Source organism: Streptomyces sp. NPDC048171, assembly GCF_043202655.1.
Classification (GTDB): Bacteria; Actinomycetota; Actinomycetes; order Streptomycetales; family Streptomycetaceae; genus Streptomyces.
In genome coordinates this window covers 254,660-279,067 of record NZ_JBIDAU010000013.1, presented here as the reverse complement: position 1 = coordinate 279,067, position 24,408 = coordinate 254,660, and the positions used below count along the sequence as shown (strand labels likewise).

Here is a 24,408-nt window from a genome sequence, read left to right as displayed (position 1 = left end):
GGGAACAGGGCGTACGGCGCCGCGTCGGGGCGCGCTGTGCGCGAGACCTGACGGGAGTGTGGAAGGCGATGGCGAACACGTCCCAGCCGCTCCGCCGGACGGCCCTGCTCGCGAGCGGGGTCGCGCTCGTCGGCCTGCTGAGCGCCTGCGGCACCGAGAGCGGTACGCCGAGCACCCCGCGGCCCGACGGGTCCGCCCGCACGACCGTTACGGACCCCGGTGCCGGGACGGACCCCGGTGCCGCGACCGACACCTCGCCCGCGGTCGGTGCCGCGCCGAGCGACACCGCGGGGTCGGCCTCCGCCTCGGGCCGTACCGACGGCCGCTGCCACACCTCCGAGCTGCGCGTCACCGTCGGCCGCGTCGACCCGGGCGCCGGCCAGCGGAACTTCCCGGTCGTGCTGACCAACACCGCCGACCGCACCTGCACGCTGTACGGCCACCCCGGCGCCGCCTTCCTGGACGCGTCCGGCAAGCAGCTGGGCCCGGACCCGGAACGCAGGCCCGCTTCCCCGCGCACCGTCACGCTGACGCCGGGCGAGAGCGCCTGGGCCGGGCTGTCGTTCTCCAGCCCGGAGATCAGCGGCGCCCGCACGGCGACCCCGGCGGCGCTGCTCGTCACCCCGCCGGACGAGCACGACCCCCTCAAGGTGAAGTGGACGGCCGGTGAGGTCCCGGTGGGCGGCGACGAGTCGTCGGTCTCCGTCACCGCCCTGGAGGCGGGCACGGGCCCCTGAGGCGCCCGTGCCTGGGTCAGTGGCCGGCGATCGGGTGGGGCGCGTAGGGGCGCTCCAGCTCCTCTGTCTCCTTCTCACTGAGCGTCAGTTCCACCGCCGCCACGGCGTCGTCGAGGTGCCCGGGCTTCGACGCGCCGACGATCGGCGCGGTCACCGTGTCCTGGTGCAGCAGCCAGGCGAGGGCGACCTGGGCGCGCGGTACTCCGCGCTCGCCGGCGATGCGGGTGACGGCCTCGACCACGGCCCGGTCGCCCTCCTGGTAGAGGGTGCTGCCGAAGTTGTCGGTGGCGCTGCGCTCGGTGGCCGTGTCCCAGTCGCGGGTGAGCCGGCCGCGGGCGAGCGGGCTCCAGGGCAGCACGCCGACGCCCTGGTCCGCGCAGAGGGGCAGCATCTCGCGCTCCTCCTCGCGGTAGACGAGGTTGTAGTGGTTCTGCATCGACACGAACCTCGTCCAGCCGTGCCGCTGGGCGGTGTACTGCATCTTGGAGAACTGCCAGGCGTACATCGAACTGGCCCCGATGTAACGGACCTTGCCCGCCTTCACCAGGTCGTGCAGGGCCTCCATCGTCTCCTCGACCGGGGTGTCCGGGTCGTAGCGGTGGATCTGGTAGAGGTCGACGTAGTCGGTGCCCAGCCGCCGGAGGCTGTGGTCGATCTCCGTCATGATCGCCTTGCGGGACAGGCCGGCACCGTTGGGTCCGGGCCGCATCCGGCCGTTGACCTTGGTCGCGAGCACGATGTCGTCGCGGCGGGCGAAGTCGCGCAGCGCCTTGCCGACGATCTCCTCGCTGGTGCCGTCGGAGTAGACGTTGGCGGTGTCGAAGAAGGTGATCCCGGCCTCCAGCGCCTGCCGGACGAGCGGACGCGAGGCCTCCTCGTCGAGCGTCCACTCGTGCGTGCCGCGGTCCGGGACCCCGTACGTCATGCAGCCCAGGCAGATCCGCGACACGTCCAGGCCCGTCGAACCGAGCTTCACGTACTGCATCGTTGCTGCTCCTGTCTTCCGGATCATCCGTACCAGGGCGAGCGTACGTCTTCGCGCGGGCTCGAACCCCGGCCCCGATATTCCGCCGATAACGCCCACGGCTAGCTTCTCGGCGATCCTGTCGCGTCCGTGAAAGGCATCCCGTGAAGAGACTGGCCTCCGCACTCCTCGCCGCCGTGTTCCTCGGCGGCATGTCCGTCGCCGCCGTGCCCGTGGCCTCGGCGGCCACCGCGCCGGGCGCCACCGCGTCGGCGGCGCCCGGCTGTGTCACCGAGACCAAGGAGGTGGACTGGGGGTACGGAACGATCACCGTGTGCGTCAACGAGGACGGCTCCGCCCGGGCCTACGGCGACCTCCATTGCACCGCGCCCGGCGCCGTCCACGTGCTGTGGGAGATCGGCTGGGAGACGACGTCCGGTGTCAAGGTCTCCACCGTGGCGATGGCCGGCCTCAGCGACGACGACGTCGAGTTCGACGTCGACCCCTCGGCCGGCGCCGACGGGATCGAGGGGATCACCGGAGTGGACGAGATCTACCTGACCGAGATCTTCATGTGATCCCCGGCCCGCGCGGGCACGGTCTCAGCCCACCCGCTCCGACACGGTGATGGCGCCGACGGGGCACGCGCGGGCGGCCTCCCGCACCAGGGCGCTGCCGCCCCCGTCCTCCCGGCCGGGGCGGAGCGCGCTGTAGCCGTCGTCGTCCTGGGTGAAGACCTCCGGGGCCGTCAGGGCGCACTGCCCCGCCCCGATGCAGGTGTTCTCGTCGATGGCGATGTGCATGTGGACCCTCCTACCAGGTCACGGGGAGTTCCAGCATCCCCTGGATCGTGTCGCCGGCCTTGAAGGGAATCTCCTCCGCCGGGGCGGCCAGGCGCAGTTCGGGCAGCCGCTCGAAGAGGCTGCGCAGGGCGATCTCCAGCTCGGCGCGCGCCAGGTTCTGGCCCAGGCACTGGTGGATGCCGAATCCGAAGGCGACGTGATGGCGGGCCGGACGGTGCCAGTCGAGGGTGTCCGGCTCGGGGTAGACCGTCTCGTCCCGGTTGATGACGGAGGTGGCGAAGACGACCCCGTCACCGGCCCGGATGGTCTGCCCCTCCACCTCGATGTCCTCGACGGCCGTCCGGAGCAGTCCGTCCGCGATCGAGAGCACCCGCATGAGTTCCTCGACGGCGCCCGGCAGAAGCCCGGGATCCGCGCGCAGTTCGGCCAGGCGCCCGGGGTTCCGCAGGAGCGTGAAGGTGCCCAGGGAGATCATGTTGGCGGTGGTCTCGTGGCCGGCGACCAGCAGGATGACCGCGAAGGCGATCAACTGGTCGCGGTCCAGGGTCCCTTCGCTCAGCTGCTGCCGGACCAGGTCGTCCAGCAGACCCTCGCCGGGATCCGCGCGCTTGCGGTCGACCAATTCCCCCAGGTACGACTCCAGTCGGTCGCGCGCCTCGAGGGTGTCTTCGGGCCGGGGGCCGCGCAGCAGCCGGCGGGACTGCTCCTCGAAGAAGTCGTGGTCGGCGTAGGGGACGCCGAGCAGCGCGCAGATCACCATCGAGGGCACCGGCAGCGCGAAGGCCGGCACCAGGTCGGCGGGCGGGCCCTGCGCGATCATCGCGTCGAGCCGTTCGTCGACGATCTCCTGGATGCGCGGGCGCATGGCGGCGGCGCGCTTGAGGGTGAACTCCGGGATCACCATCTTGCGTTGGTCGCGGTGTTCCGGGTCGTCGACGCCGAGCAGGGCGGGACTGCGGCCCCGTACCGCGGTGAGCCGGGCCGAGGTGGCGGGGAAGCCGTCGCGGGTGCGGTCGGTCGACAGCCGCTGGTCGGCCAGCAGCCGGCGGGCGGTGGTGTGCCCGCTGACGAGCCAGACGGGGCGGCCGTCGAAGAGGGTGACGCGGGCCAGCGGACGGGTGGCGCGCAGCGGGTCGTAGGCGGCGGGCGGGTGGTAGGGACAGGTCCGGTCCTGCGGGAAGGCGACGGGGTGCGTCGTGTCCGTGTCCGTCATGGGAGACCTCGCAGACGAAGAGTGCGTCGTGCCGATCTTCATTAGATGCCTCGGGCATCTATGCGGCGACGCCAAGTTCGGCCAGATCGGTGACGGGGACGGACTGGCCGGGGATCACCGGGTGCGGGGCGCCACCCGGGGCCCGCGGGGCCGGGCGCGCCGGGTTCGTGGCGCGATCGGGCCGTCCGGAGGCGCCGACCGCCCGCCGGATCTGGCCGGGCGGCACGGTGCCCGGTGGTTCGGGGGCAGGATGCGGTATGGATGGAACGGGTCCGCACCGGTCGGTGACGTACACCGGGCCGGTCGGCCCGACGGAGCGACTGAGCGACTGAGCGACTGAGCGACGACGGAACGGATGCACACATGCCTCTGGACGGCGAGTACGAACCCAGCCCGACGAAGTGGGTGCGCGAACAGGTCGAGCTGTACGAGAGCTCGGGCGGCACGAAGGGCACGACCCTGCAGAACACGGGCCTGCCCGTCATCGTGCTGACCACCCGGGGCGCCAAGAGCGGGAAGATCCGCAAGACGCCGCTGATGCGGGTCGAGCAGGACGGCACGTACGCCGTGGTGGCCTCCCTGGGCGGCGCCCCCAAGCACCCGGTCTGGTACTTCAACGTGAAGGCCGACCCCCACGTGGAACTGCAGGACGGCCCGGTGCGGCGCGACATGACGGCCCGTGAGGTCACCGGCGTGGAGAAGGCCGAGTGGTGGGAGCGTGCGGTCGCGGCCTATCCGCCGTACGCCGACTACCAGAAGAAGACGGACCGGGAGATCCCCGTCTTCGTGCTGGAGCCGGCCGACGGAAGCTGATCCGGGCGCACCGGATTCCCGGCGGCGGCACGCATGCGGCGCCGGGTTCCGGGCATGCGAAGGTCAGGCCCCGCCGCGTTCCCCCGTCGCGGCGGGGCTTTCCGCTGCCTCGCGCGCGGGGCGGTCGGTGACGTCGAGGAAGATCTCCCCCGCCTCGGGAACGGTGTGCGCGATCGAGCGCTTGATGCGCACCGCGGCCTCCTCCACCCGTTCGCTGTCCAGGCCCGGCACCAGGTCGACGCGCGCGGCGACCAGGGTGGAGTCGAGGCCGGTCTTCATGGTGAACAGCGCCTCGACGCTGTCGATCTCCGGCTGGGCCTCCAGCAGGGCGCAGATCCGGCCGCTGGCCTCGGGGTCGGCGGCCTCGCCGATCAGCTGGTCCCGGGCCTCGCGGCCGAGCCGGTAGGCGACGTACACGAGCAGCCCGCCGATCGCGAGCGAGGCAGAGGCCTCCCAGACCACCTGGCCGGTGACCATGTGCAGGACCATGCCGGTCATGGCGAGGGTCACCCCGAGCACCGCGGTGCCGTCCTCGGCGACGACCGTGCGCAGGGCCGGGTCGCGCAGCCCACTCTTGATGCCGCCCTGGCCCCGTACCTGGTGCAGGGCCCGCAGCAGGGAGCCGCCCTCGGCGAGCAGGGCGACGCCGAGCACGACCAGTCCGGCCACGTAGCCGCCCAGTTCCTCGTCGGCGCCGGTGCGCAGGGCCTCGATGCCCTGGTAGAAGGAGAAGCAGCCGCCCATCACGAAGATGCCGACGGCGGCGAGGAGCGACCAGAAGAAGCGTTCCTTGCCGTAGCCGAAGGGGTGCTTGCGGTCGGCGGGGCGGCGGCTGCGGCGCAGGGCGGCCAGCAGGAAGACCTCGTTCATGCTGTCCGCCACCGAGTGCGCGGCCTCCGACAGCAGCGCGGGCGATCCCGCGAGGAACCCGCCGATCGCCTTGGCGACGGCGATCACCAGATTGGCCGCGAGGGCGACCAGCACGGTCACCCGGGTCCTGCGGTCGGCCTTGGTCTCGGCGCTCACGTTCCTCCCCTCACGGTTCTCGTCACCGCTCCTGTCACCCTTCGCGCAGCCCGCCCCGTCGCTCTTCCGGCCTGCCTGCTCATGCGCGGCTGTCTCAGTCACGAAGGGCCGAATGCCCGTGGCGGCAGCACTCACACCCCGCCTTGTGGGTGGCCCACCAGTGCCGACGGCCGAAAACGGGGAACGCGTCCACCAGGGCACCCGGAAGACTGGAGGCAGGCCCATGAGCGGTGACGGCGGGACGGCGGGCAACAGCGGGTACGGCAGGAAGCCGTTCAAGCGGTCCAAGAGCCACTTCGCGGACCGGATCACCGCGGACGGCCGCGACGGCTGGCCGGTGGAGTCCGGCCGGTACCGGCTGGTGGTCAGCCGGGCCTGTCCGTGGGCGAGCCGGGCCCTGGTCTCGCGGCGGCTCCTCGGTCTCGAGGACGCCCTGTCGCTGGCCGTCGCCGATCCGATCCAGGACGACCGCAGCTGGCGGTTCACGCTGGACCCGGACGGCCGCGACCCGGTCCTCGGCATCCGCTACCTGGGCGAGGCCTACGACCGGCGGGAGACCGGCTATCCGGGCGGGGTGAGCGTTCCCGCGATCGTGGACGTGCCCACCGGGGCGCTGGTCACCAACGACTACCAGCGGATCACCCTCGACCTCGCCACCGAGTGGACCTCGCTGCACCGGCCGGGCGCGCCCGACCTGTATCCCGAGTCGCGGCGCGACGAGATCGACGAGGTGATGGCCGGCGTCTACGAGGACGTCAACAACGGCGTGTACCGGGCGGGCTTCGCGACCGGCCAGGAGGAGTACGAGGCCGCGTGCGCGGGCGTGTTCCGGCGGCTGGAGGAGTTGGCGCCCCGACTGGAGCGGCAGCGCTACCTCGTCGGTGACACCGTCACCGAGGCCGACATCCGGCTGTTCACGACGCTGGTCCGTTTCGACGCCGTCTACCACGGCCACTTCAAGTGCAACCGCTGGAAGCTGGCGGAGCACCCGGTGCTGTGGGGGTACGTCCGCGACCTGTTCCAGACGCCCGGGTTCGGGGACACCGTCGACTTCGACCACATCAAGCGCCACTACTACCAGGTGCACACCGGCATCAATCCGACGGCGATCGTGCCCCTGGGTCCGGACCTCGCCGGCTGGCTCACGCCCCACCACCGGGAGGAGCTGGGCGGGCGGCCGTTCGGTGACGGCACCGCGCCGGGGCCCGTCCGGGCCGACGAGGAGGTGCCGGTACCGGGCCGGCCCTGACCCTCCGCACGCACACCACGCACCCCACGCAAGGAGAGATACGCATGGCGAAGCCCAAGAAGAAGAAGCTCCCGCTCGCCTACAAGCCGGTCGGGTTCGCGCTCGGCTGGGTGGGCGGCACGCTGGCCGGGATGGCGTTCCAGAAGACCTGGAAGCTGATCCGGCACGAGGACGACGCGCCCGACGCGCTGGACCCGGACCGCGGATGGGGCGAGATCCTGCTGGCCGCCGCGATCCAGGGCGCCATCTTCGCGGCGGTGCGCAGCGTCGTGGACCGCACGGGCGCCAAGGCCATCGAGCGCTCGACCGGCGTGTGGCCGGTCGACAAGGGCGGACGGGACTGACCGCGTCGCGGTCCCCTCGACCGCGTCGCGGTCCCCTCCTCCCGCGACGGCACCCGGCAGGCTGTGTCAGCCCTGCTTGGGTGCCGTCGGCGCGGCGGCCAGGCGCACGGTGAAGGAGTGCCCCGCCGGATCGGAGAAGCCGCGCTCCTCGTGCGGGCCGGCCGGGTCCTTCGCCTCCACGGGGCGTCCGCCGAGCCCCACGATCGCGCGTTCGGCCTCGTCCAGCTCCGAAACCACGAAGTCCAGGTGGACCTGGAGGGAGTTCTCGGGACGGGGCCAGCTCGGCGGGGTCGCGTTGACGTCCCGCCGGAAGGCCATGCGGAAGCCGCGCGGACCCTCGATCTCGACCCGGTTGGCGGTCGCCTCCGTCTCTTCCGCCCCCAGCAGGCCCTTGTAGAACTCGGCGAGCTTCTCGGGCTCGGCGCAGTCGAGTACCACGACGCCCGCGTTGACCGTTGCCATGTCTCCTCCGAAGGATTCCGGGCGCGGGGCCGACCTGCTCCGTGCCCTCTACCTAGCAGATATCCCGGCGGGGCCGATTCAGTCGGCGGCGGGCTCCTGACGCGGCGTCACGGCTGTCCGCCGTCGCCGAATCCCCCTGCCGACCAGGGCATCCGGATGCCGTGCCGCCCCGGGAATGACACGATCTCGTCGGAGGTTGCAGACCGTGGCCCTGGAACCACTCCCTATTTGCGAGGTTCTCGATGAACACCATGCGCGCCATCGGCCAGGACGTCCTCGGCGGCCCCGAGGTCCTGAAGGAAGTACGGCCCCCGCGCCCCGAGCCGCGCCCGAACGAGGTGCTGGTGCGGGTGCGCGCCGCCGGAGTGAACCCGACCGACTGGAAGCACCGGGCGAACGGCGGCTTCCTCGGTGAGCCGCCGTTCGTACTGGGCTGGGACGTCTCGGGCACGGTGGAGGCGGTGGGGATCGGTGTTGCCGCCTTCGCGCCCGGCGACGAGGTCTTCGGCATGCTCTCGTACCCCTTCGGCCACGGCTCCCACGCGGAGTACGTCACCGCTCCGGCACGCGCCTTCACGCACAAGCCGGCCGGGATCGACCACGTCCAGGCCGGCGCGCTCCCCCTGGTCTCGCTGACGGCGTGGCAGGCGCTGGTGGAGCGGGCCGACGTCCAGCCGGGACAGCGGGTGCTGATCCACGCGGCGGCCGGCGGTGTGGGCCATGTGGCGGTACAGATCGCCAAGGCCCGGGGCGCCCATGTGATCGGCACCGCCAGCGCGGGCAAGCACGAGTTCCTGCGCTCCCTGGGCGCGGACGAGACCGTGGACTACCGGGAGACGGACTTCACCGAGGCGGTGAAGGACGTGGACGTCGTGCTGGACACGATCGGCGGCGACACGTCCCTGCGGTCGCTGCGCGTACTGCGCCCCGGCGGGGTGGTGGTCTCGATCCTGCCGGTCGGGTCGGACGAGTTCTTCGAGGAGGCCGGACGGCTCGGCGTGCGCGCGGTGCGGATGCTGGTGGACGCCGACCGGACCGGCATGGAGGCGGTCGCGGGTCTGGTCAAGGCGGGGAAGCTGAAGGCCACGATCGAGAAGACGTTCCCGCTGGCCGAGGCGGCCGAGGCGCACGCGCTCGGCGAGACCGGCCGCACCACGGGCAAGATCGTTCTCGTTGTCGACTGATCGACCCGGCTGTGAGATTTCGATGACATATGTCAATCGAACATGCTCACATTCGCTCGATCGGGGTAACTTTTCGTGCGGGCTGGCTGGTTGAGCCCTCCGGAAGCAAGCCGGAAGCAGGCCGGAACAACCTGGAGGCAAGTTTCGTGCGGCAGGAATCGGCGTCGCCCACCCGGCATCTGCGCGTGCGCCACGACCGGGGGCACACCGTGCTGGAGTTCCACGGCGAGATCGACATCGCGTCGGCCGCGGAGATCGTGCCCCACCTGGACCGGGAGACCGGGCGCCCCGGCGCCCGGGTCGTCCTGGACCTCGGCGGGATCGAGTTCTTCGACTGCTCCGGGCTGCGGCTGCTCCACCGGGCCCGCGGTCAGGTGCTCGACGGGGGCGGGCAGGTGCACCTGGTGTGCGCCCACCCGCTGACCCTGCGGATGCTGCGGATCACCGGCCTGACCCGGCTGCTGCCGCCCCGGCCGACGCTGGACGAGGTGCTGGGCGTCAGCCTGCCGGCCGCGCGTCGAACAGGGCGCTGACCGACTCGCCGTTGTGGATCCGGCGCACGGCCTCGGCGAGTGCCGGGGCGATGGACAGGATCCGTAGTTTGTCCGTGTGGTCGTCGACGGGCACCGGCACCGTGTTGGTGCACACGATCTCCAGCACGTCCGGCTGCTCGCTGAGCCGCCCCAGCGCACCGGCCGCGAAGAGCCCGTGCGTGCAGGCGAGGCGGATGGTGCGCGGACCCGACTCCCGGAGCCGGTCCAGGAGTTCCAGCACCGTGCTGCCCTTGGCGATCTCGTCGTCGAGCACGATGACGTCCCGCCCGGCGACGTCCCCGATCACGGCGCTGATGCTGACCCGGTCGTCGGCGTACCGCTGCTTGGCGCCGGCCGCCACCTGGGCGCCGAGCATCCGGGCGAACGCGGCGGCCTCCTTGGCGTTGCCCAGGTCCGGCGAGACGACGGTGGTGCGGGACAGGTCGTACTGCCGGAAGTGCGCGGCCAGTTCCCGCAGCGCGTGCAGGTGGTCGACCGGCACCGAGAAGAAGCCGTGCACCTGGGGCGAGTGCAGGGTCATCGCGAGGACCCGGCGCGCGCCGGCCGCCACCAGCAGATCGGCGACCAGGCGGCCGCCCAGGGAGATGCGCGGCGCGTCCTTCTTGTCGGAGCGGGCGTAGGAGTAGTGCGGCATGACGACGGTGATGCGGCCGGCCGACGCGCCGCGGGCCGCGTCGCACATCAGCAGCAGCTCGACCAGATGCTCCTGGACCGGCTTGACCAGCGGCTGGACCAGGAAGACGTCCCGCTCCCGGCAGTTGGCCAGGAGCTGCACCTCCAGGCAGTCGTTGGCGAACCGGCTGACCCGGGTGGGGCTGAGCGGCACCCCCAGCTGTGCGCAGACCTCCTCGGCCAGCTCGGGATGGGCACTACCGCTGAACACGGCGATGTCTCGCACGGACCGCTCCTCGCGTGATCCTGTCCGGCCGGGATCCTCAGCTTACGGAAAACCGGTTGCACCGGCCCGGGCGGCCGACGGCATGATGGCGCCGTCCGCTTCTCCCAGGTCCCTCGGACCTCTCAGGTCAGGATCCCCGCATGCGCCGACCCCTCGGAATCCCCCAGTGCCCCTTCCGGCCCACGGTTCCCGAGGACGCGACCACGCATGCACCCCACGCACACCCTGAACATCGGCATTCTGGCCCACGTCGACGCCGGTAAGACCAGCCTCACCGAACGGCTGCTCTTCGACCACGGCGCGGTCGACCACCTCGGCAGCGTCGACGCCGGTGACACCCGTACGGACGACGGCGGCATCGAGCGCCGCCGCGGCATCACCATCCGCTCCGCCGTAGCGGCCTTCACCGTCGGCGACACGCAGGTCAACCTGATCGACACCCCGGGACACTCCGACTTCGTCGCCGAGGTCGAGCGGGCCCTGGAGGTGCTCGACGGAGCGGTGCTGCTGCTCTCCGCCGTGGAGGGCGTGCAGGCGCGGACCCGCGTGCTGCTGCGCACCCTGCGGCGGCTGCGGCTGCCCACGCTCGTGTTCGTCAACAAGGTCGACCGGGCCGGGGCGCGGCCCGAAAGCCTGCTCGCCGACGTGCGGCGCCTGCTGACTCCGCACGTCGCGCCGCTGACGGTCGTGACGGGCGCGGGCACCTCGGGCGCCCGGGTCGTGGCCCGCACGCCGGACGAGCGGACCGCCGAGGCGCTCGCCGAGGTCGATCCGGACATCCTGGCGGCCCTGGTGGACGGCCCCCGGCCGACGCCGCGCGATCTCGCCACGGCCCTCGCCGCCCGCACCGCCGACGGCACCTTCCACCCGCTGTACCACGGCTCCGCGCTCGGCGGTCAGGGCGTCGCCGAGCTGGTCGAGGGCCTGGTCTCACTGGTCCCGGCGGCCACCGCACCGGCACCGGCCGCCTCCGCTGCGCCGCGCGGCACGGTCTTCGCCGTGCGCCCGGAGCCCGGCGGCGGGCGGACGGCGTACCTGCGGCTGTACGACGGTGAGGTGCGCCCGCGCGGGCGGCTGACGTTCCTGCGGCGCGAGGCCGACGGCCGGACCACCGAGGTCTCCGGCCGGGTGACCCGCCTCGACGTCGTCGGCGGGGGCGCCACGCTCACCGCCGGGAACATCGCCGCGCTCACCGTGCCGGGCGGCCTGCGCGTCGGCGACCGGCTCGGCGACCTCACCGACCGTGCGCCGCAGTTCGCGGCGCCGACACTGCAGACCCTGGTCCGGGCGCGGCGCCCGGAGCAGGCGGCGCCGCTGCGCTCCGCGCTGCTCGTGCTGGCCGACCAGGATCCGCTGCTGCACGCCCGCCCGGCGGCGTCCGGCGCGACGGCCCTGCTGCTGTACGGCGAGGTCCAGATGGAGGTGCTGGCGGCGACGCTGGCCGAGGACTTCGGTGTCGAGGCGGAGTTCACGCCCGGCCGGGTGCGGTTCCTGGAGCGCCCGGCCGGGACGGGTGAGGCGGCGGAGGAGATGCCGTGGCTCGACCACACCCGGTACTGGGCGACGGTCGGACTGCGGGTCGAGCCGGGTCCGCGCGGCTCCGGCGTGGTGTTCGGGTACGAGACGGAGCTGGGCGCGCTCCCCCGCGCCTTCCACCAGGCGGTGGAGGAGAGCGTCCACGCCACACTGCTGACCGGGCCGGCCGGGGCGTCGGTCACCGACTGCCGGGTGACGCTGATCCGCTCCGGTTTCAGCTCGCCGGTCAGCACCGCCGCCGATTTCCGCGGGCTGACACCGATCGTGCTGCGCCGCGCCCTGCGCCGGGCGGGGACCGTGCTCTACGAGCCGTACCACGCCTTCGAGGCGGAGATCCCGCCGGACGCGCTGGCCTCGGTGACGGCCCGGCTCGCCGCGCTGGGCGCCGACTTCACCGGCACGACGGGCGGCGACCCCGCCTGGATCCTCACCGGCGAGCTGCCGGCCCGGCGGGTCCGGGAGGCCGAACTCCGACTGCCGGGACTCACCCGCGGGGAGGCCGTGTGGTCGTCCCGCCCCTGCACGGACCGCCCGCTGAAGCGGCAGCACTGAGCCGTCGTACGCCCCGCCGTGCCCCCGTCGCCCGTCCACGTCCGCCAACTGTTCTGTCTGGCCGGGGAGATGGGGGGCATCAGGGTCAGTAGGAAGGAGGGCCGTCGCCATGACGACTCCCGTCAAGAATCCCACGCGTCCCGTCGAGAGGCCCGCGAGGCGCATGCCCGGCTGGGCGAAGGTGCTGACCGCGGTCGTGGTGGTCCTCGCCGTGCTGTTCGCGGGGCTCCGGCTGAGCGTCATACCGGGCCTGAACGACCTGTTCGGCACCGAGACCAAGGACCGCTCGGGCCCCGCGCTGCTCAAGTCCATCCAGGACATCAGCCGTTACGAGGCAGCCTCCGGCAACTTCCAGGTCGTCGTGGACCTGGAGAAGGACACCAAGTTCCTGCCCGACGCCGTCCGCGGCTCCCGCACCCTGTACGTCGGGGCGGGCACCGTCGACGCCTATGTCGACCTCGGGAAGGTGGGCGAGGACGGCGTGACGGTCAACGACGACCGGACGTCCGCCACGCTGCGGCTGCCGCACGCCGCGCTCGGCGAGCCGGCCCTGGACCCCGACCGCTCGTACGCGGTGTCCAAGCAGCGCGGGCTCCTCGACCGCCTCGGCGACCTGTTCTCGGACAACCCGAACAGCGAGCAGGCCGTGCAGAAGCTCGCGGCCCGGCACATCGGCGACGCCGCCAAGGACAGCGAGCTGAAGGCCCGCGCCGAGAGCAACACCACGGCGATGCTCCAGGGTCTGCTGCGCTCCCTCGGCTTCAAGGAGGTGCGGGTCACCTACGGGACCTGAGCGGTTCCCTGGACCGCCGGGCATCCCCGGCGGTCCAGGGGGTAATAGCTCCGCGACGCGGGGATGTTGACTACTGGAGGAACGAAATGGCTCGTGCCGCCTCAGGGCTGCGATTCCCTTCACGCCCCCGCCCCGCCAAGGCGGAGGCCAAGGCCGGTGACCAGCACGAACGCCGTCCGCTCCCGCTGCCGCTGCGCCTGCTTGCGACGCTCTGCGCGTTCGTCTTCATGGTGGCCTTCGCGGTGGTGCTGGCCCGGCTGACCCTGAACCCCTCCCCCGCGTCCGAGGCGCTGACGCACACCAACCTGCATCCCGGGCGCTCACTGCAGGCGTATCTGGACCAGCCGGCCCTGCGGGACGCCGTCAAGCAGGTCGGCGGGAACATCGTGCTGGGCGTGCCGTTCGGCGTGCTGGTCCCGGTCGTCGCCCCGCGCACGCGCGGGCTGCTGAAGGTGCTGCTGCTGACCGCGGTGGTGATGCTGCTGGTGGAGTTCGCGCAGGGCGCCCTGGTCACCGGGCGGGCCTTCGACGTCGACGACGTCATCCTCAACACCAGCGGTGCGCTGATCGGTTACCTGCTGCTGGGCCGGCGGATGAGCCGCGCGGTGCACGCGCGCAAGGTCCGGAAGGCGCGCACGTGAGGGTTCTCCCACCGCGCGAACAAGCCTGCGGTTCTCTGGTGTGCTCGTAGCTCTCGTCGCCGTAGCCGCGCCCGACGGCACTCACCAGGACGACCCGCGCATGCACCCGTCGAGACCTCCTTCCCCATGAGCGTCCCCGGCTGACCGGCCACCCCGACCACGTACGCGCGCACCGAGTCACCCTGCTCGCCGTCGAGGCGGCCGGCCTCGCCCACCTGTGTCCCGACGCGGGCCCGCCCTGGCAGCCGACCGCCCTGTACGCGGCCACGAGGCGCCGTGAGGGGAACGAGTATCGTGGGAAAGCGACTCTGAGTCCGCCCCGGCGGATGGTCAACAGGAAGGCCACCGCACTCGCGGGCGGCATGCGGGGCCTGGCACCACCCGGCCGACGAAGCAGCCCGAGGAGTAGCAGTGCGCCATCTCGCGGCGCCGGCGACGGCGATCTTCCTGCCCGACTCGGGGAGCCTGCCTCCGTGGGTGGGGATCGTCTTGGGCGCCGTGGTCCTCGCGGTGACCGGTCTGCGGGTGTACCGGCTTTGGCGGTCGTGGCGGCGACGCCGCTAGGGGCCGTATTCCGACACCCCTGCCTCCTGACTTGAAGCGCCGCCGACACGGCGCACGCCCTGGGAATGGGTCCGCCCCCGGCCCGGGGGGGGAGCCACGGGTTGGCAGTGAGCCGGGGGCGGTGAGGGCCACAGGGAGGAACCCTCACCCGGACTTCCCGGTGGCTGCCCGGGGCGGACGCAGGGCACAGCGGGATTCACCCGTGTGAGTGACTCATACGTACTTCCTGCTTGTCTTCCTGGGCGGTGTACCCTGTCAGGGTTCACATGCGGCGGGGCTCCCGCCGCCCCCATCGACGCGTTCGGCGTCGACGCGCACCGCGCGCCCCGGCCGGAAGGAGGCGAGAGACATGGACCGTTCTGAAGCTGTTGCGGCCATAGTTGCCCCCGGCCGTGTGCCCTCGTTCCTCTGCGGCGCGCGGTAAGAATTCTCAAGCCACTCTCTGCGGCATCTCCCTGAGCTGCCTTCACCCGTGCGGTCCTGCGTACGGGCCGCAGGGCTGCTGCATGCCCGTGGACGGGCCTCCTCGCCGGTCGCCAGGACGTCGGCCTGCTCCGAAGTCGCCTCAGCGGCACGCGGACGCCCCGTCCCTCGGCGGGCCCGTCGTCGACCAGTGGAACAGCGGCACTCACTCCTGACCCCACGCGAGCAGCCCACGCACGGGCCGGCCCGCTCGTCGGCGTGCCCTGCTGCCCGCAGCCGGGGCCGGCCCGGCACCGCCGTGGCTCACGTCCGCCGTATCCCCCTCTCCTCGACCCTCGACTCGTCCGGCAACCGAAGGGACCCACGTCATGAATCCCCTGACCGAGCACGACATCCGCACCTCGTTCGTCAACTGCTCCAAGGGAGAGGCCAAGCGACTCCCCCTGCCCAAGGACCTGGCCGACATCGGCCACTGGGGCGACCTGGACTTCCTGGGCTGGTGCGACCTGTCGGCGCCCGCCCGCAGCTACCTCGTCGCCGAACGGGAGGGCGTACCGGTCGGCGTGACCCTGCGCTCGTCGTCCACCACCCGCGGATTCCTGCGCCGCAGCATGTGCTCGCTCTGCCTGACGACCCACCCCGGCAGCGGCGTCGCCCTGATGAGCGCCCGCAAGGCGGGGCCGGCCGGGCGGGACGGAAACTCCGTCGGCCTCTACATCTGCACCGACCTCGACTGCCCGCTCTACGTACGGGGCAAGAAGCAGCCCGCACCCGGCGGACGCATGGAGGAGACCCTCACGGTCGAGCAGCAGATCGACCGCACCCGCGCCAACCTCGACGCGTTCCTGGACCGGCTCTTCAGCTGAGCCGACCCGTCGTGCCGGGCCACCTCTTGAGGCGGCCCGGCACCGTCCGGCCGCATCTCGGTGACGGGCCGCAGACTTTGGCGCGAATCTGGTCCGTACCAATGTATTGACCACCCCTTATCTCAATACTTGAATCAAGAGGCGACACCTCAACCCCCCACCTCGGTCGGCGCCCCCTCCCCGGGCGCCGTACGGAAGGGAGAGCCGTGGTCCGCCCACGCCTGCTCCGCAGATGTCTCCTCGCCGCCGCCCTGTCCGCAGGGCTCGCCGCGTCCCTCGTGTCGGGCCCCGCACAGGCGGAACCCGCTCCCCGGGCCGCCGCCTCCGCGGCGGCCGCCGTGACGTTCTCCGACACCTTCGACGGCCCGGCCGGTTCGGCCGTCGACTCCTCCAAGTGGCAGATCGAGACCGGCGACAACGTCAACAACCACGAACGGCAGTACTACACCGCGGGCAACCGGAACGCCTCGCTGAACGGCCAGGGCCAGCTGGTCATCACGGCCCGCAAGGAGAACCCCGCCAACTACCAGTGCTGGTACGGCACCTGCCAGTACACCTCGGCCCGCCTCAACACCTCGGGCAAGTTCACGGCGCAGTACGGACACGTCGAGGCCCGGATGAAGGTGCCGCGCGGACAGGGCATGTGGCCGGCCTTCTGGATGCTCGGCACCCCGGTGAACTGGCCGGACTCCGGTGAGATCGACATCATGGAGAACGTCGGTTTCGAACCCTCCACCGTGCACGGCACGATCCACGGCCCCGGCTACTCGGGCGCGGGCGGCATCGGCGCCGGCTACACCCTGCCGGGAGGCCAGGCCTTCGCGGACGGCTTCCACACCTTCGCGGTCGACTGGGCGCCGGACTCGATCACCTGGTCGGTGGACGGCAACGTCTACCAGCGGCGCACCCCGGCCGACCTGGGCGGTAAGCAGTGGGTGTTCAACCGGCCGTACTTCCTGATCCTCAACCTGGCGGTCGGCGGCTACTGGCCCGGCGACCCGGACGCCTCCACGGTCTTCCCGCAGTCGCTGGTGGTGGACCACGTGTCGGTGACGACGAGCGACTCCGGCACCGGCGGCGCGATCCGGGGCCTGGCCGGCAAGTGCGTGGACGTCGCCGCGGCGGGGACCGCCAACGGCACCCCCGTACAGCTCTACGACTGCAACGGCACCGCCGCGCAGCGGTGGACGGTGGGCTCCGACGGCACGATCCGGGCACTGGGCAAGTGCCTGGACGTCAACGCGGGCGGCACGGCGGACGGCACGGTGGTCCAGCTGTGGGACTGCAACGGAAGCGCCGCCCAGCGATGGGTCGTCACCGGCGCCCGGGACATCGTCAATCCGCAGGCCGACAAGTGCCTCGACGTCAGCGGCAACAACTCGGCCAACGGCACCCGGCTCCAGATCTGGACCTGCTCGGGCGGGGCGAACCAGAAGTGGACGGTGGGCTGAGCGGCCCGGAGCGTGCGGGGGCGGGTCCTAGTGCACGGTCCAGGTGAACTTGTCCCCGCCCACCCAGCGGACCACGTCCGGGTCGTCCAGGTCGTGGACCGTGATACCGAAGGCCGCCGCGGCCTCCAGTACGTCGGTGACGGCCCTGGCCTCACCGACGACCTGGCCGTCGATCTCCACGATCCGGAACGGAGGCGTGCCCGGCTGTACCCGGAGCACGAGGATCCGCGGAGCGCCGATGTGCGGGCTGTCGATTTCGGTCATGCCTAGAGGGTAGGCCGCAACACGCTGGAGCGAGGACCGGACCGGCCCGGGGTGCGGGCCCCGGGGCGCTGGGGAACCCTGGACGTGCACAGGAGGTCGCGGGAGGAGGTCCGATGGAGCCCGTCGAGGCACTGGAGCGGATCGCGTTCCTCCTGGAGCGGTCCCAGGCGCCCACCTACCGGGTCCGCGCCTTCCGCACCGCCGCCCGGGTGCTCGGCGGGCTGAGCGCCGACGAGCTGCGCGAGCGGGCCGGGTCGCTGGAGTCGATGAAAGGCATCGGCCCCAAGACGGCGCAGGTGGCGCGCGAGGCGCTGGCCGGGCGGACGCCCGGCTACCTGGAGAAGCTGGAGAACGAGCCGAAGACCCCGCGCGCGGAGGGCGGCGAGGCACTGCGTGAGCTGCTGCGCGGCGACTGCCATCTGCACTCCGACTGGTCCGACGGCGGCAGCCCGATCGAGGAGATGGGCCGCACCGCCGCCGCCCTCGGCCACGCGTGGGCGGCGCTGACGGACCACTCGCCGCGGCTGACCGTGGCGCGCGGACTCTCCCCCGAGCGGCTGCGTGAGCAGCTGGACGTGGTGGCCGGGCTGAACGAGACCTGGGCACCGTTCCGGCTGCTGACCGGCATCGAGTGCGACATCCTCGACGACGGTTCGCTGGACCAGGAGCCGGAGCTGCTGGAGCGGCTCGACGTGGTGGTGGTGTCCGTGCACTCCAAGCTGCGGATGGACGCCCGCGCCATGACCCGCCGCATGGTGAAGGCCGTGCGCGACCCGCACGCGGACGTCCTCGGGCACTGCACCGGGCGGCTGCTGAGCGGGCGGGGGCGGCCCGAGTCGGAGTTCGACGCGGACGAGGTGTTCGCCGCCTGCGCGGAGTCCGGCACCGCCGTGGAGATCAACAGCCGGCCCGAGCGCCTCGACCCCCCGCGGCGGCTGCTGCGCCGGGCGGTGGCGGCGGGCGTGCTGTTCTCGGTCGACACGGACGCGCACGCGCCCGGTCAGCTGGACTGGCAGATCAACGGGTGCGCGCGGGCGGAGGAGTGCGGGGTGCCGCCCGAACGAGTGGTCACCACCTGGTCCCTGGACGAGTTGCTGGCCTGGACCCGGGAGGGCCGTACACCGTCCGGCGTGGGCGGCGGATGACGTGGTACCCGCCGGACGGCCGGTGACCGCCGCCGGCCGGAGAGCGAGGGCGCATGGACCGCGCAGCGGTGTTCGACGTCGACGGGACCCTCGTCGACACCAATCATCTGCACGTCGTCTCCTGGTGGGAGGCGTTCCGGCAGGCAGGGCACGAGGTGTCGATGCACGCCCTGCACCGGGCCGTCGGCCTGCCCTCCTCGGACCTCGTGGGGCGGCTGCTGGGCGAGGACCGGGACAGGGACCGGGACGCGGAGCTGAGCGCCGCGCACAAGGCGCTCTACGGGCAGTACTTCGACCGCCTGCCCGCGCTGCCGGACGCCGGGAGGCTGCTGCGCCGCCTGGCCGGCGACGGCTGGACGGTGGTGCTCGCCACCTCGGCCGGCGGCCCGGAGCTGGGTGCGCTGCGGCGGGCGATCGACGCGGACGACGCGATCGCGGCCACCGCGAGCGCCGACGACGTTGCGGAGGGCAAACCGTCGCCGGAGCCGGTCGAGCACGCCCTGGAACTGGCCGGGGTGCCCGCGGAGCGGGCCGTCTTCGTGGGCGACACGGTGTGGGACATGCGCGCCGGCAGCCGCGCCGGGGTGCGCTGCGTAGCGGTGCTCTGCGGCGGTCTGCCCCGCGCCGACCTGGAGGAGGCCGGCGCCGGGGCCGTCTACGCCGATCCGGCCGATCTGCTGGCCTCCCTGGAGCGGAGCCCGCTCGCCTGAGGGAACGGCGTGACTCACCTCACCCCCGGGAGGGCCGGACGGAGGAACACCGGACGGCCCCGTCCCGTTGTAGAGGGCGTGGGTACGGATGGGACAGTGTCCCCGGGCCTCACCTTTTGCCCACAGGGACGATCGTTCGGCTGAAGCCCTGTGGAGCGTTTCGCCGAGAGGCGACCGCCATCCGTACCCCCCTCAGAGCCGCCCCGGCCGTGATTCCCCCGTCGCGGTCGGGGCTTCCTTCTGCCCGCGCCCGGGTCCCGCGTGCCTTTCCGGTGCGCTGGGTACCCGGTGGCCTCGTGCGGCGAACGGCCGAGAGGAGCGCAGGGTGAGCGGCGGAGCGGGCAGCAGGATCGTGGTCACGGGTGCCACCGGCAACGTGGGCACCAGCGTGGTGAGGCTTCTGTCGGAGGATCCGGAGGTGGGGTCCGTCCTGGGGCTGGCCCGGCGGATCCCCGGGTGGTCGCCGGAGCGGACGGAGTGGGCCGCCGTCGACCTGGCCTCGGACCGGGCCGACCTGAGCGCGCACTTCGCGGGCGCCGACGCGGTGGTGCACCTCGCCTGGGCCTTCCAGCCGACGCACGACCCGGCGACGACCTGGCGCACGAACGTCCTCGGCTCCATCCGGGTCTTCGAGGCGGTGGCCGCGGCCGGGGTGCCGGCGCTGGTGTACGCCTCGTCGGTGGGCGCGTACTCCCCGGGGCCGAAGGACCGCGCGGTGGACGAGTCGTGGCCGACGCACGGCTGGCCGGATGCCGCGTACTGCCGGGAGAAGGCCTATCTGGAGCGCACCCTGGACATCTTCGAGCGGGACCACCCGGGGATCAGGGTGGTGCGGATGCGTCCCGCGTTCCTGTTCAAGCGGGAGTCGGCCAGTGAGCAGCGCCGGATCTTCGGCGGCAGGTTCCTGCCGGGCCCGGCGGCCCGGCCCGGTGCGCTTCCCTTCCTGCCGGACGTCCCCGGTCTGCGGGTGCAGGCGCTGCACACCGACGACGCGGCCCACGCCTACCGGCTGGCGGTGCGCTCCGAGGACGCGCGGGGTCCCTACAACCTCGCGGCGGAGCCGGTCGTGGACGCGGAGGTGCTGGCCGAGATGTTCGGTGCGCGCCCGGTGCGGCTGCCCCGGACCGCGGCCCGGTCGGCGATCGCCGCCGCGTGGGGGCTGCGGCTGCTGCCCGCGTCGCCGCACCTGTTCGACGCGGTGCTGCGACTGCCGCTGATGGACTGCACGCGGGCGCGGGTGGAGCTGGGCTGGCGCGCGACGCGTTCGGCCACGGAGGTGCTGGAGGAGTTCCTGGGCGGCCTGCGCGAGGGCGCGGGCGCGGACACGGCACCGATGCGGGGGCGCAAGGTCGGCTGAGCGGCGCGCGCCCGCCCCGTGGGCGCGGCCGGCGTCAGGGGGCGGGCACCTGCCCCGCCCCCTGGCCCGCCTCCGTGCACGCCGTCAGCCGGAGGACTCGTCGGGCACCGGGTGCTCCGGGTGGACGGCGGCGGAGTGCGGCGCGCCCTGGCGGCCGGTTCCGGCCTCGTCCGTGTCGGGGACGTCGTCGGCGGGTTCGTCCGCGTCCCCGCCGGTCTCCTCGCCGGTCCCGGTGTCCTCGTCGCGGTCCGCCGAGTCCGCCGGGTCGCCCTGCAGCTGCTCGCGCTGCTCGCGGGTGGGCGCCGCGGCCTCCCACGGGTCGTCGCCGGTCCCGGCCTGCTGGTCCGGCAGGTCCCGGGGAACGGGGGCGTCGTTCTCGCCCGGAGCCTCCTGGCGGTGGTCGGTCACTGCGCGCTCCTTCCGGTGGTGCTCCTGCACGTCCGACCGCACCGGGTACCCCGCGCCACCTCGCGTAACCTCACTGCGGCGCCCGCTCCTCCAGCGCCGTACGCCAGGCGGGGACCGGGTATTCGGGTGCCGGCTCGGGGCGTCGGCCGCCGCGCGCGAAGAAGTCGGCCAGGGGCAGGATCGCGGCGCCCACGGTGACGGCGTCCGGGCCGAGCCGGCCCAGGTCGACCGTCACCTTCTGGGCCGGGTGGCGCAGCGCGTACGACACGGCGTGGCGGCGGACGGCGGGCAGGAAGCGGGTGCCGAGCTGGAGGCCGGCCCAGCCGCCGATGAGGATGCGCTCGGGCTGGAAGAGGTTGATCAGGTCGGACAGGCCGGCGCCCAGGTACTCGGCGGTCTCCTCCAGGACGGCGAGCGCGACCGGGTCGGCCGCCTCGCCCCCCGGCGGATAGGCGGCGGCGAGCATGGTGGTCAGGGCGGTCTCCTCGTCGGCGCCCCCGGGTACCGATCCGCCCTCCTCCCGCCAGCGGGCCAGCAGCGACTCGGCGCCCGCGTACGCCTCCAGGCAGCCGAGCGCGCCGCAGCGGCAGCGGCGTCCCCTGACCCGGACCGTCAGGTGCCCCCATTCGACCGCCCGGCCCTGCTCGACCTCGGGCGTGACGAGGCTGGCGCCGACGCCGGACCCGAAGAGGACGACGACGGCGTTGCGGGCGCCGCGTCCGGCGCCGAACCACATCTCGGCCTGGCCGAGGGTCTTGGCGCCGTTGTCGATGAAGTAGGGAACGGTGTCGGGCAGCGGGGACCCGGCGCGCAGCAGGGCCTCCAGCGGGACCGCGTCCCAGCCGATGGTCTGGCCGTGCACCACTGCGCCGCGGTCCTGGGTGTGCTCGACGATGCCGGGGACACCGATCCCGGCGCCGAGCAGCCGCTCGGGCGGGAGGCCGGCCGCGGCCAGCACCTCGGCGATGCCGTCGCGGATGTGGCCGACGATGACCTCGACGTCGTAGCCCTGCTGCGTCAGCGGGCGTTCGGCGCGGGCGAGTTCGGTCAGCGTCAGGTCGAACAGTTCGACGCGCACCCGGGTCTCGCCGACGTCCACGCCGATCATGTGGCCGCTGGCGGGGGACACCCGCAGCAGGGTGCGGGGCCTGCCGCCGTCGGAGTCGACACTGCCGGCCCCCTCCACCAGGCCGTCGGCGACCAGGTCGGCGACGACGTTGCTGACGGAGCCGGAGCTGAGTCCGGTCGCCGGGCCCAGTTCGAAGCGGCTGAGCGGTCCGTCGAAGTAGAGCCGCTGGAGTACGGCCGTACGGTTGGCCCTTCTCAGGTCGCGCACCGTGCGCCCGTTCCGCCCCGCCATGTGGCTCCTTCCGTACCGTGCCCGGTGTGCAACATACCTCTGACGTGCGGCAGCACGCGACTTCCCTCTGTCCTTAATTCATGCTATGAAATCCCGCTCGCCGAAATACGGTGGCTCTTCTCCTGTGAGCTATCTACGCTAGGCGAAAACCTAGGGTATCTAGGTTTTCGCCATCCAGGTTTTCCACTCCGGCACCCGAAGGGGAGGCTCCCCGTGAGAGCACTCGTCGAGCAGGACATCCGCACCTCTTTCATCAACTGCTCCAAGGGAGAGGCCAAGCGCCTGCCCCTCCCGCGCGACCTCGGCGAACGCCCCTGGGACGATCTCGACTTCCTCGGCTGGCGGGATCCCGGGGCACCCGACCGCAGCTATCTGGTCGCGGACCTGGACGGACGGCCGACCGGCCTGTCGCTGCGGTTCCAGCAGGCCCGGGCCGGTTACTTCCAGCGCAGCCTGTGCGCGCTGTGTCTGACCACCCATCCCCGGGGCGGCGTGTCGCTGATGACGGCGCGCAAGGCCGGGGCGGCCGGACGCGAGGGCAACTCGGTCGGTCTGTACATGTGCACCGACCTCGCCTGCTCGCTGTACCTGCGGGGGAGGAAGGTGTCGCAGAGCGGCGCCCGATTCGAGGAAAGCCTCACCCTCGAGGAACAGGTCGAGCGGACCCTGGGCAATCTGTCCGCCTTCCTCGCCAAGGTGACCGGCTGACGTACGGCGCGTGGGAACCACCCCCGCCCCCTTTGTCCGGTTACCGTCCTGTCCGGAACACGTTCGAGGCGCCCGGGGAAGGGAACAGCCCGAGGATGCGTGATGTACGGGAGGCCGCGAAGTCGGCTCTGCGGCGGGTGAAGTGGCTCAGGGACCCCGTGGTCGTGCAGGCCCTGCGTTCGGCCGCCGCGGCCTCGATCGCCTATGTCATCGCGGTGCGGCTGAGCCCGGACAAGTCGGCGGCACCGCTCACCGCGCCCCTGACCGCGCTCCTGGTCGTCCAGGTCACGCTGTACGCCACGCTCAAGATGAGCTTCCGCAGGGTGAACGCCGTGGTGGCCGGTGTGCTGATCGCCATCGCCTTCAGCCAGTTGGTCGGGCTGAGCTGGTGGAGCCTGGCCCTGCTGATCGTGGCGGCGCTGGGCGCCGGGCACCTGGTGCGGGCGCACGAGTTCACGGCCGAGGTGGCGATCAGCGCGATGCTGGTGCTCGGTGTGACCTCGCACGGCAGCCTGGCGTGGGCCCGGGTGGTGGAGACCCTGATCGGGGCGATCGTCGGACTGGCCTTCAACCTGGTCTTCGCCCCTCCGGTGTGGGTGGAGCAGGCGGGCGAGTCCATCGAGGAACTGGCCCGGCGGGTGCGCCAGCTGATGCTGCGTATGGGCGAGGAGGCCGCCGACAGTACGCCGTTCCACGAAGCGGCGGCCCGGCTGCACGAGGCCCGCCGGCTCGACCACGACATCGGGGAGGTGGACGAGGACCTGCGGCAGGCCGAGGACAGCCTGCGGTTCAACCCCCGGGTGCGGGAGGGGCTGCTGCACCGGGTGGTGCTGCGCACCGGTCTGGACACCCTGGAGATCTGCACGGTGGTCATGCGGGTCCTCGCGCGCAGCTTCACCGACCTCGCGAAGGAACGTGAACCCGAGCCCCTGTTCGCGCCGGAGACGGGCGCCACCATCCAGCAGTTGCTCTCCGAGATCGCCGACGCCGTGGTGAGCTTCGCGGTGCTGGTCACCACCAGCGCAAGCGAGAACGCCGAGTCCGCGGAGGAACGCCTCTCCAGCGAGCTGCGCCAGGCGGCGGCCACCCGCGACCGGCTGGCCGAACTGCTCCTGGAGGAGGTCAGGCGCGATTCCCGGCAGTGGCAGTTGCGGGGCGCGGTGCTGGCCGAGGTCGACCGGATCATCGACGAGATGGACACCGAGCACCGCTCCCGACGCCTCCTGGAGGAGCTGGACCGGCACACGCGCGAGCTGCGTGAACGCATGCCTCGGCTGACCCGCCTGCGGGACCGGGGACGGGCGGTGCTGCGGAAACGGAACCGCAGCGGGGCCGCGCGGCGTTCCCCTTGAGGAAGAGCGGACGACGATCAGGGGGCGTACG

Annotated in this window: 26 protein-coding genes; 17 read left to right on the top strand and 9 right to left on the bottom strand. The window is 72.7% G+C overall.

Annotated elements, in window-relative coordinates; all coding sequences use genetic code 11:
- The first annotated feature begins 68 nt into the window (after window positions 1-68).
- The gene (locus ACGF3J_RS33200) at window positions 69-737 is read left to right on the top strand and encodes a DUF4232 domain-containing protein (RefSeq protein ID WP_393855500.1); all 669 of its coding nucleotides are present in this window, start codon (window positions 69-71) and stop codon (window positions 735-737) included.
- 16 nt (window positions 738-753) lie between these two features.
- Here ACGF3J_RS33200 and ACGF3J_RS33195 read toward each other — a convergent pair whose 3' ends face one another.
- Window positions 754-1,722 (bottom strand): aldo/keto reductase, encoded by a 969-nt coding sequence (locus tag ACGF3J_RS33195; protein ID WP_161331354.1) that lies wholly within the window; start codon window positions 1,720-1,722, stop codon window positions 754-756.
- A 143-nt stretch (window positions 1,723-1,865) separates the two neighbouring features.
- Between ACGF3J_RS33195 and ACGF3J_RS33190 the strand changes: the two genes are divergently transcribed.
- On the top strand, window positions 1,866-2,279 hold the full coding sequence (locus ACGF3J_RS33190) for a hypothetical protein (RefSeq protein WP_393855499.1): 414 nt from the start codon (window positions 1,866-1,868) through the stop codon (window positions 2,277-2,279).
- 24 nt (window positions 2,280-2,303) lie between these two features.
- Here the strand turns inward: ACGF3J_RS33190 and ACGF3J_RS33185 are convergent, their stop codons facing one another.
- Both ACGF3J_RS33185 and ACGF3J_RS33180 read right to left on the bottom strand, forming a co-directional pair.
- Window positions 2,304-2,504: a ferredoxin gene (locus tag ACGF3J_RS33185; protein ID WP_161331359.1), complete on the bottom strand. Its 201-nt coding sequence runs from the start codon at window positions 2,502-2,504 to the stop codon at window positions 2,304-2,306.
- 10 nt (window positions 2,505-2,514) lie between these two features.
- Entirely contained in the window at window positions 2,515-3,717 is a 1,203-nt protein-coding gene (locus ACGF3J_RS33180) for a cytochrome P450 (RefSeq protein WP_393855498.1), read from the bottom strand.
- Between the two features lie 363 nt (window positions 3,718-4,080).
- Between ACGF3J_RS33180 and ACGF3J_RS33175 the strand changes: the two genes are divergently transcribed.
- Complete coding sequence (locus ACGF3J_RS33175) at window positions 4,081-4,530, top strand: nitroreductase family deazaflavin-dependent oxidoreductase (protein ID WP_122615218.1); 450 nt, start codon at window positions 4,081-4,083, stop codon at window positions 4,528-4,530.
- Between the two features lie 63 nt (window positions 4,531-4,593).
- On the opposite strand, the gene ACGF3J_RS33170 is transcribed toward ACGF3J_RS33175, so the two are convergent.
- Window positions 4,594-5,556 carry a cation diffusion facilitator family transporter gene (locus ACGF3J_RS33170; RefSeq protein ID WP_346346268.1) on the bottom strand — a complete coding sequence of 321 codons (963 nt, stop codon included), beginning with the start codon at window positions 5,554-5,556 and terminating at the stop codon, window positions 4,594-4,596.
- Between the two features lie 223 nt (window positions 5,557-5,779).
- Between ACGF3J_RS33170 and ACGF3J_RS33165 the strand changes: the two genes are divergently transcribed.
- Entirely contained in the window at window positions 5,780-6,805 is a 1,026-nt protein-coding gene (locus tag ACGF3J_RS33165; protein WP_161331351.1) for a glutathione S-transferase family protein, read from the top strand.
- 44 nt (window positions 6,806-6,849) lie between these two features.
- The gene (locus ACGF3J_RS33160; RefSeq protein WP_161331350.1) at window positions 6,850-7,149 is read left to right on the top strand and encodes a DUF4235 domain-containing protein; all 300 of its coding nucleotides are present in this window, start codon (window positions 6,850-6,852) and stop codon (window positions 7,147-7,149) included.
- Window positions 7,150-7,215: 66 nt separating this feature from the next.
- On the opposite strand, the gene ACGF3J_RS33155 is transcribed toward ACGF3J_RS33160, so the two are convergent.
- Window positions 7,216-7,611, bottom strand: a complete 396-nt coding sequence (locus tag ACGF3J_RS33155) for a VOC family protein (protein ID WP_161331349.1) — start codon at window positions 7,609-7,611, stop codon at window positions 7,216-7,218.
- 242 nt (window positions 7,612-7,853) lie between these two features.
- Here ACGF3J_RS33155 and ACGF3J_RS33150 point away from each other — a divergent pair, with 242 nt between their 5' ends.
- Together ACGF3J_RS33150 and ACGF3J_RS33145 are read left to right on the top strand one after the other, a co-directional pair.
- Entirely contained in the window at window positions 7,854-8,795 is a 942-nt protein-coding gene (locus tag ACGF3J_RS33150; RefSeq protein WP_393855497.1) for an NADP-dependent oxidoreductase, read from the top strand.
- Between the two features lie 146 nt (window positions 8,796-8,941).
- Window positions 8,942-9,328, top strand: a complete 387-nt coding sequence (locus tag ACGF3J_RS33145; RefSeq protein WP_393855496.1) for an anti-sigma factor antagonist — start codon at window positions 8,942-8,944, stop codon at window positions 9,326-9,328.
- Here the strand turns inward: ACGF3J_RS33145 and ACGF3J_RS33140 are convergent.
- Complete coding sequence (locus tag ACGF3J_RS33140) at window positions 9,294-10,247, bottom strand: ribose-phosphate pyrophosphokinase (protein WP_161331346.1); 954 nt, start codon at window positions 10,245-10,247, stop codon at window positions 9,294-9,296. The two genes, ACGF3J_RS33145 and ACGF3J_RS33140, sit on opposite strands and share 35 nt — an antisense overlap.
- 207 nt (window positions 10,248-10,454) lie before the next feature.
- Between ACGF3J_RS33140 and otr(A) the strand changes: the two genes are divergently transcribed.
- The 5 genes from otr(A) to ACGF3J_RS33115 all read left to right on the top strand — a co-directional run bounded on the left by otr(A) (window position 10,455) and on the right by ACGF3J_RS33115 (window position 17,073).
- The gene (otr(A), locus tag ACGF3J_RS33135; RefSeq protein WP_393855495.1) at window positions 10,455-12,335 is read left to right on the top strand and encodes a tetracycline resistance ribosomal protection protein Otr(A); all 1,881 of its coding nucleotides are present in this window, start codon (window positions 10,455-10,457) and stop codon (window positions 12,333-12,335) included.
- A 109-nt stretch (window positions 12,336-12,444) separates the two neighbouring features.
- Window positions 12,445-13,128 (top strand): DUF4230 domain-containing protein, encoded by a 684-nt coding sequence (locus ACGF3J_RS33130; RefSeq protein ID WP_161332450.1) that lies wholly within the window; start codon window positions 12,445-12,447, stop codon window positions 13,126-13,128.
- An 86-nt stretch (window positions 13,129-13,214) separates the two neighbouring features.
- Window positions 13,215-13,769 (top strand): VanZ family protein, encoded by a 555-nt coding sequence (locus ACGF3J_RS33125; RefSeq protein ID WP_161332449.1) that lies wholly within the window; start codon window positions 13,215-13,217, stop codon window positions 13,767-13,769.
- Window positions 13,770-15,124: 1,355 nt separating this feature from the next.
- Window positions 15,125-15,622, top strand: a complete 498-nt coding sequence (locus tag ACGF3J_RS33120; protein WP_393855494.1) for an FBP domain-containing protein — start codon at window positions 15,125-15,127, stop codon at window positions 15,620-15,622.
- A gap of 206 nt (window positions 15,623-15,828) precedes the next feature.
- The gene (locus ACGF3J_RS33115) at window positions 15,829-17,073 is read left to right on the top strand and encodes a lectin (protein WP_393855493.1); all 1,245 of its coding nucleotides are present in this window, start codon (window positions 15,829-15,831) and stop codon (window positions 17,071-17,073) included.
- Between the two features lie 27 nt (window positions 17,074-17,100).
- On the opposite strand, the gene ACGF3J_RS33110 is transcribed toward ACGF3J_RS33115, so the two are convergent.
- Window positions 17,101-17,337 carry a hypothetical protein gene (locus ACGF3J_RS33110; protein ID WP_161331518.1) on the bottom strand — a complete coding sequence of 79 codons (237 nt, stop codon included), beginning with the start codon at window positions 17,335-17,337 and terminating at the stop codon, window positions 17,101-17,103.
- A 113-nt stretch (window positions 17,338-17,450) separates the two neighbouring features.
- Between ACGF3J_RS33110 and ACGF3J_RS33105 the strand changes: the two genes are divergently transcribed.
- The 3 genes from ACGF3J_RS33105 (at window position 17,451) to ACGF3J_RS33095 (ending at window position 20,549) form a co-directional block, all read left to right on the top strand.
- A complete protein-coding gene (locus ACGF3J_RS33105; RefSeq protein WP_393855492.1) occupies window positions 17,451-18,482 on the top strand; it encodes a PHP domain-containing protein in 1,032 nt (343 codons plus the stop codon).
- Between the two features lie 53 nt (window positions 18,483-18,535).
- The gene (locus ACGF3J_RS33100; protein ID WP_161331520.1) at window positions 18,536-19,192 is read left to right on the top strand and encodes an HAD family hydrolase; all 657 of its coding nucleotides are present in this window, start codon (window positions 18,536-18,538) and stop codon (window positions 19,190-19,192) included.
- Between the two features lie 325 nt (window positions 19,193-19,517).
- On the top strand, window positions 19,518-20,549 hold the full coding sequence (locus ACGF3J_RS33095) for an SDR family oxidoreductase (protein WP_393855491.1): 1,032 nt from the start codon (window positions 19,518-19,520) through the stop codon (window positions 20,547-20,549).
- A gap of 84 nt (window positions 20,550-20,633) precedes the next feature.
- Here ACGF3J_RS33095 and ACGF3J_RS33090 read toward each other — a convergent pair whose 3' ends face one another.
- Window positions 20,634-20,957, bottom strand: coding sequence for a hypothetical protein (locus tag ACGF3J_RS33090; protein ID WP_393855490.1), 324 nt, complete (start codon window positions 20,955-20,957; stop codon window positions 20,634-20,636).
- A gap of 70 nt (window positions 20,958-21,027) precedes the next feature.
- Window positions 21,028-22,317, bottom strand: coding sequence for an ROK family protein (locus tag ACGF3J_RS33085; protein WP_393855489.1), 1,290 nt, complete (start codon window positions 22,315-22,317; stop codon window positions 21,028-21,030).
- 213 nt (window positions 22,318-22,530) lie between these two features.
- Here ACGF3J_RS33085 and ACGF3J_RS33080 point away from each other — a divergent pair, with 213 nt between their 5' ends.
- Window positions 22,531-23,025 (top strand): FBP domain-containing protein, encoded by a 495-nt coding sequence (locus tag ACGF3J_RS33080; RefSeq protein ID WP_161331524.1) that lies wholly within the window; start codon window positions 22,531-22,533, stop codon window positions 23,023-23,025.
- A gap of 95 nt (window positions 23,026-23,120) precedes the next feature.
- On the top strand, window positions 23,121-24,377 hold the full coding sequence (locus ACGF3J_RS33075) for an FUSC family protein (RefSeq protein ID WP_161331525.1): 1,257 nt from the start codon (window positions 23,121-23,123) through the stop codon (window positions 24,375-24,377).
- The last annotated feature ends 31 nt before the right edge of the window (window positions 24,378-24,408 follow it).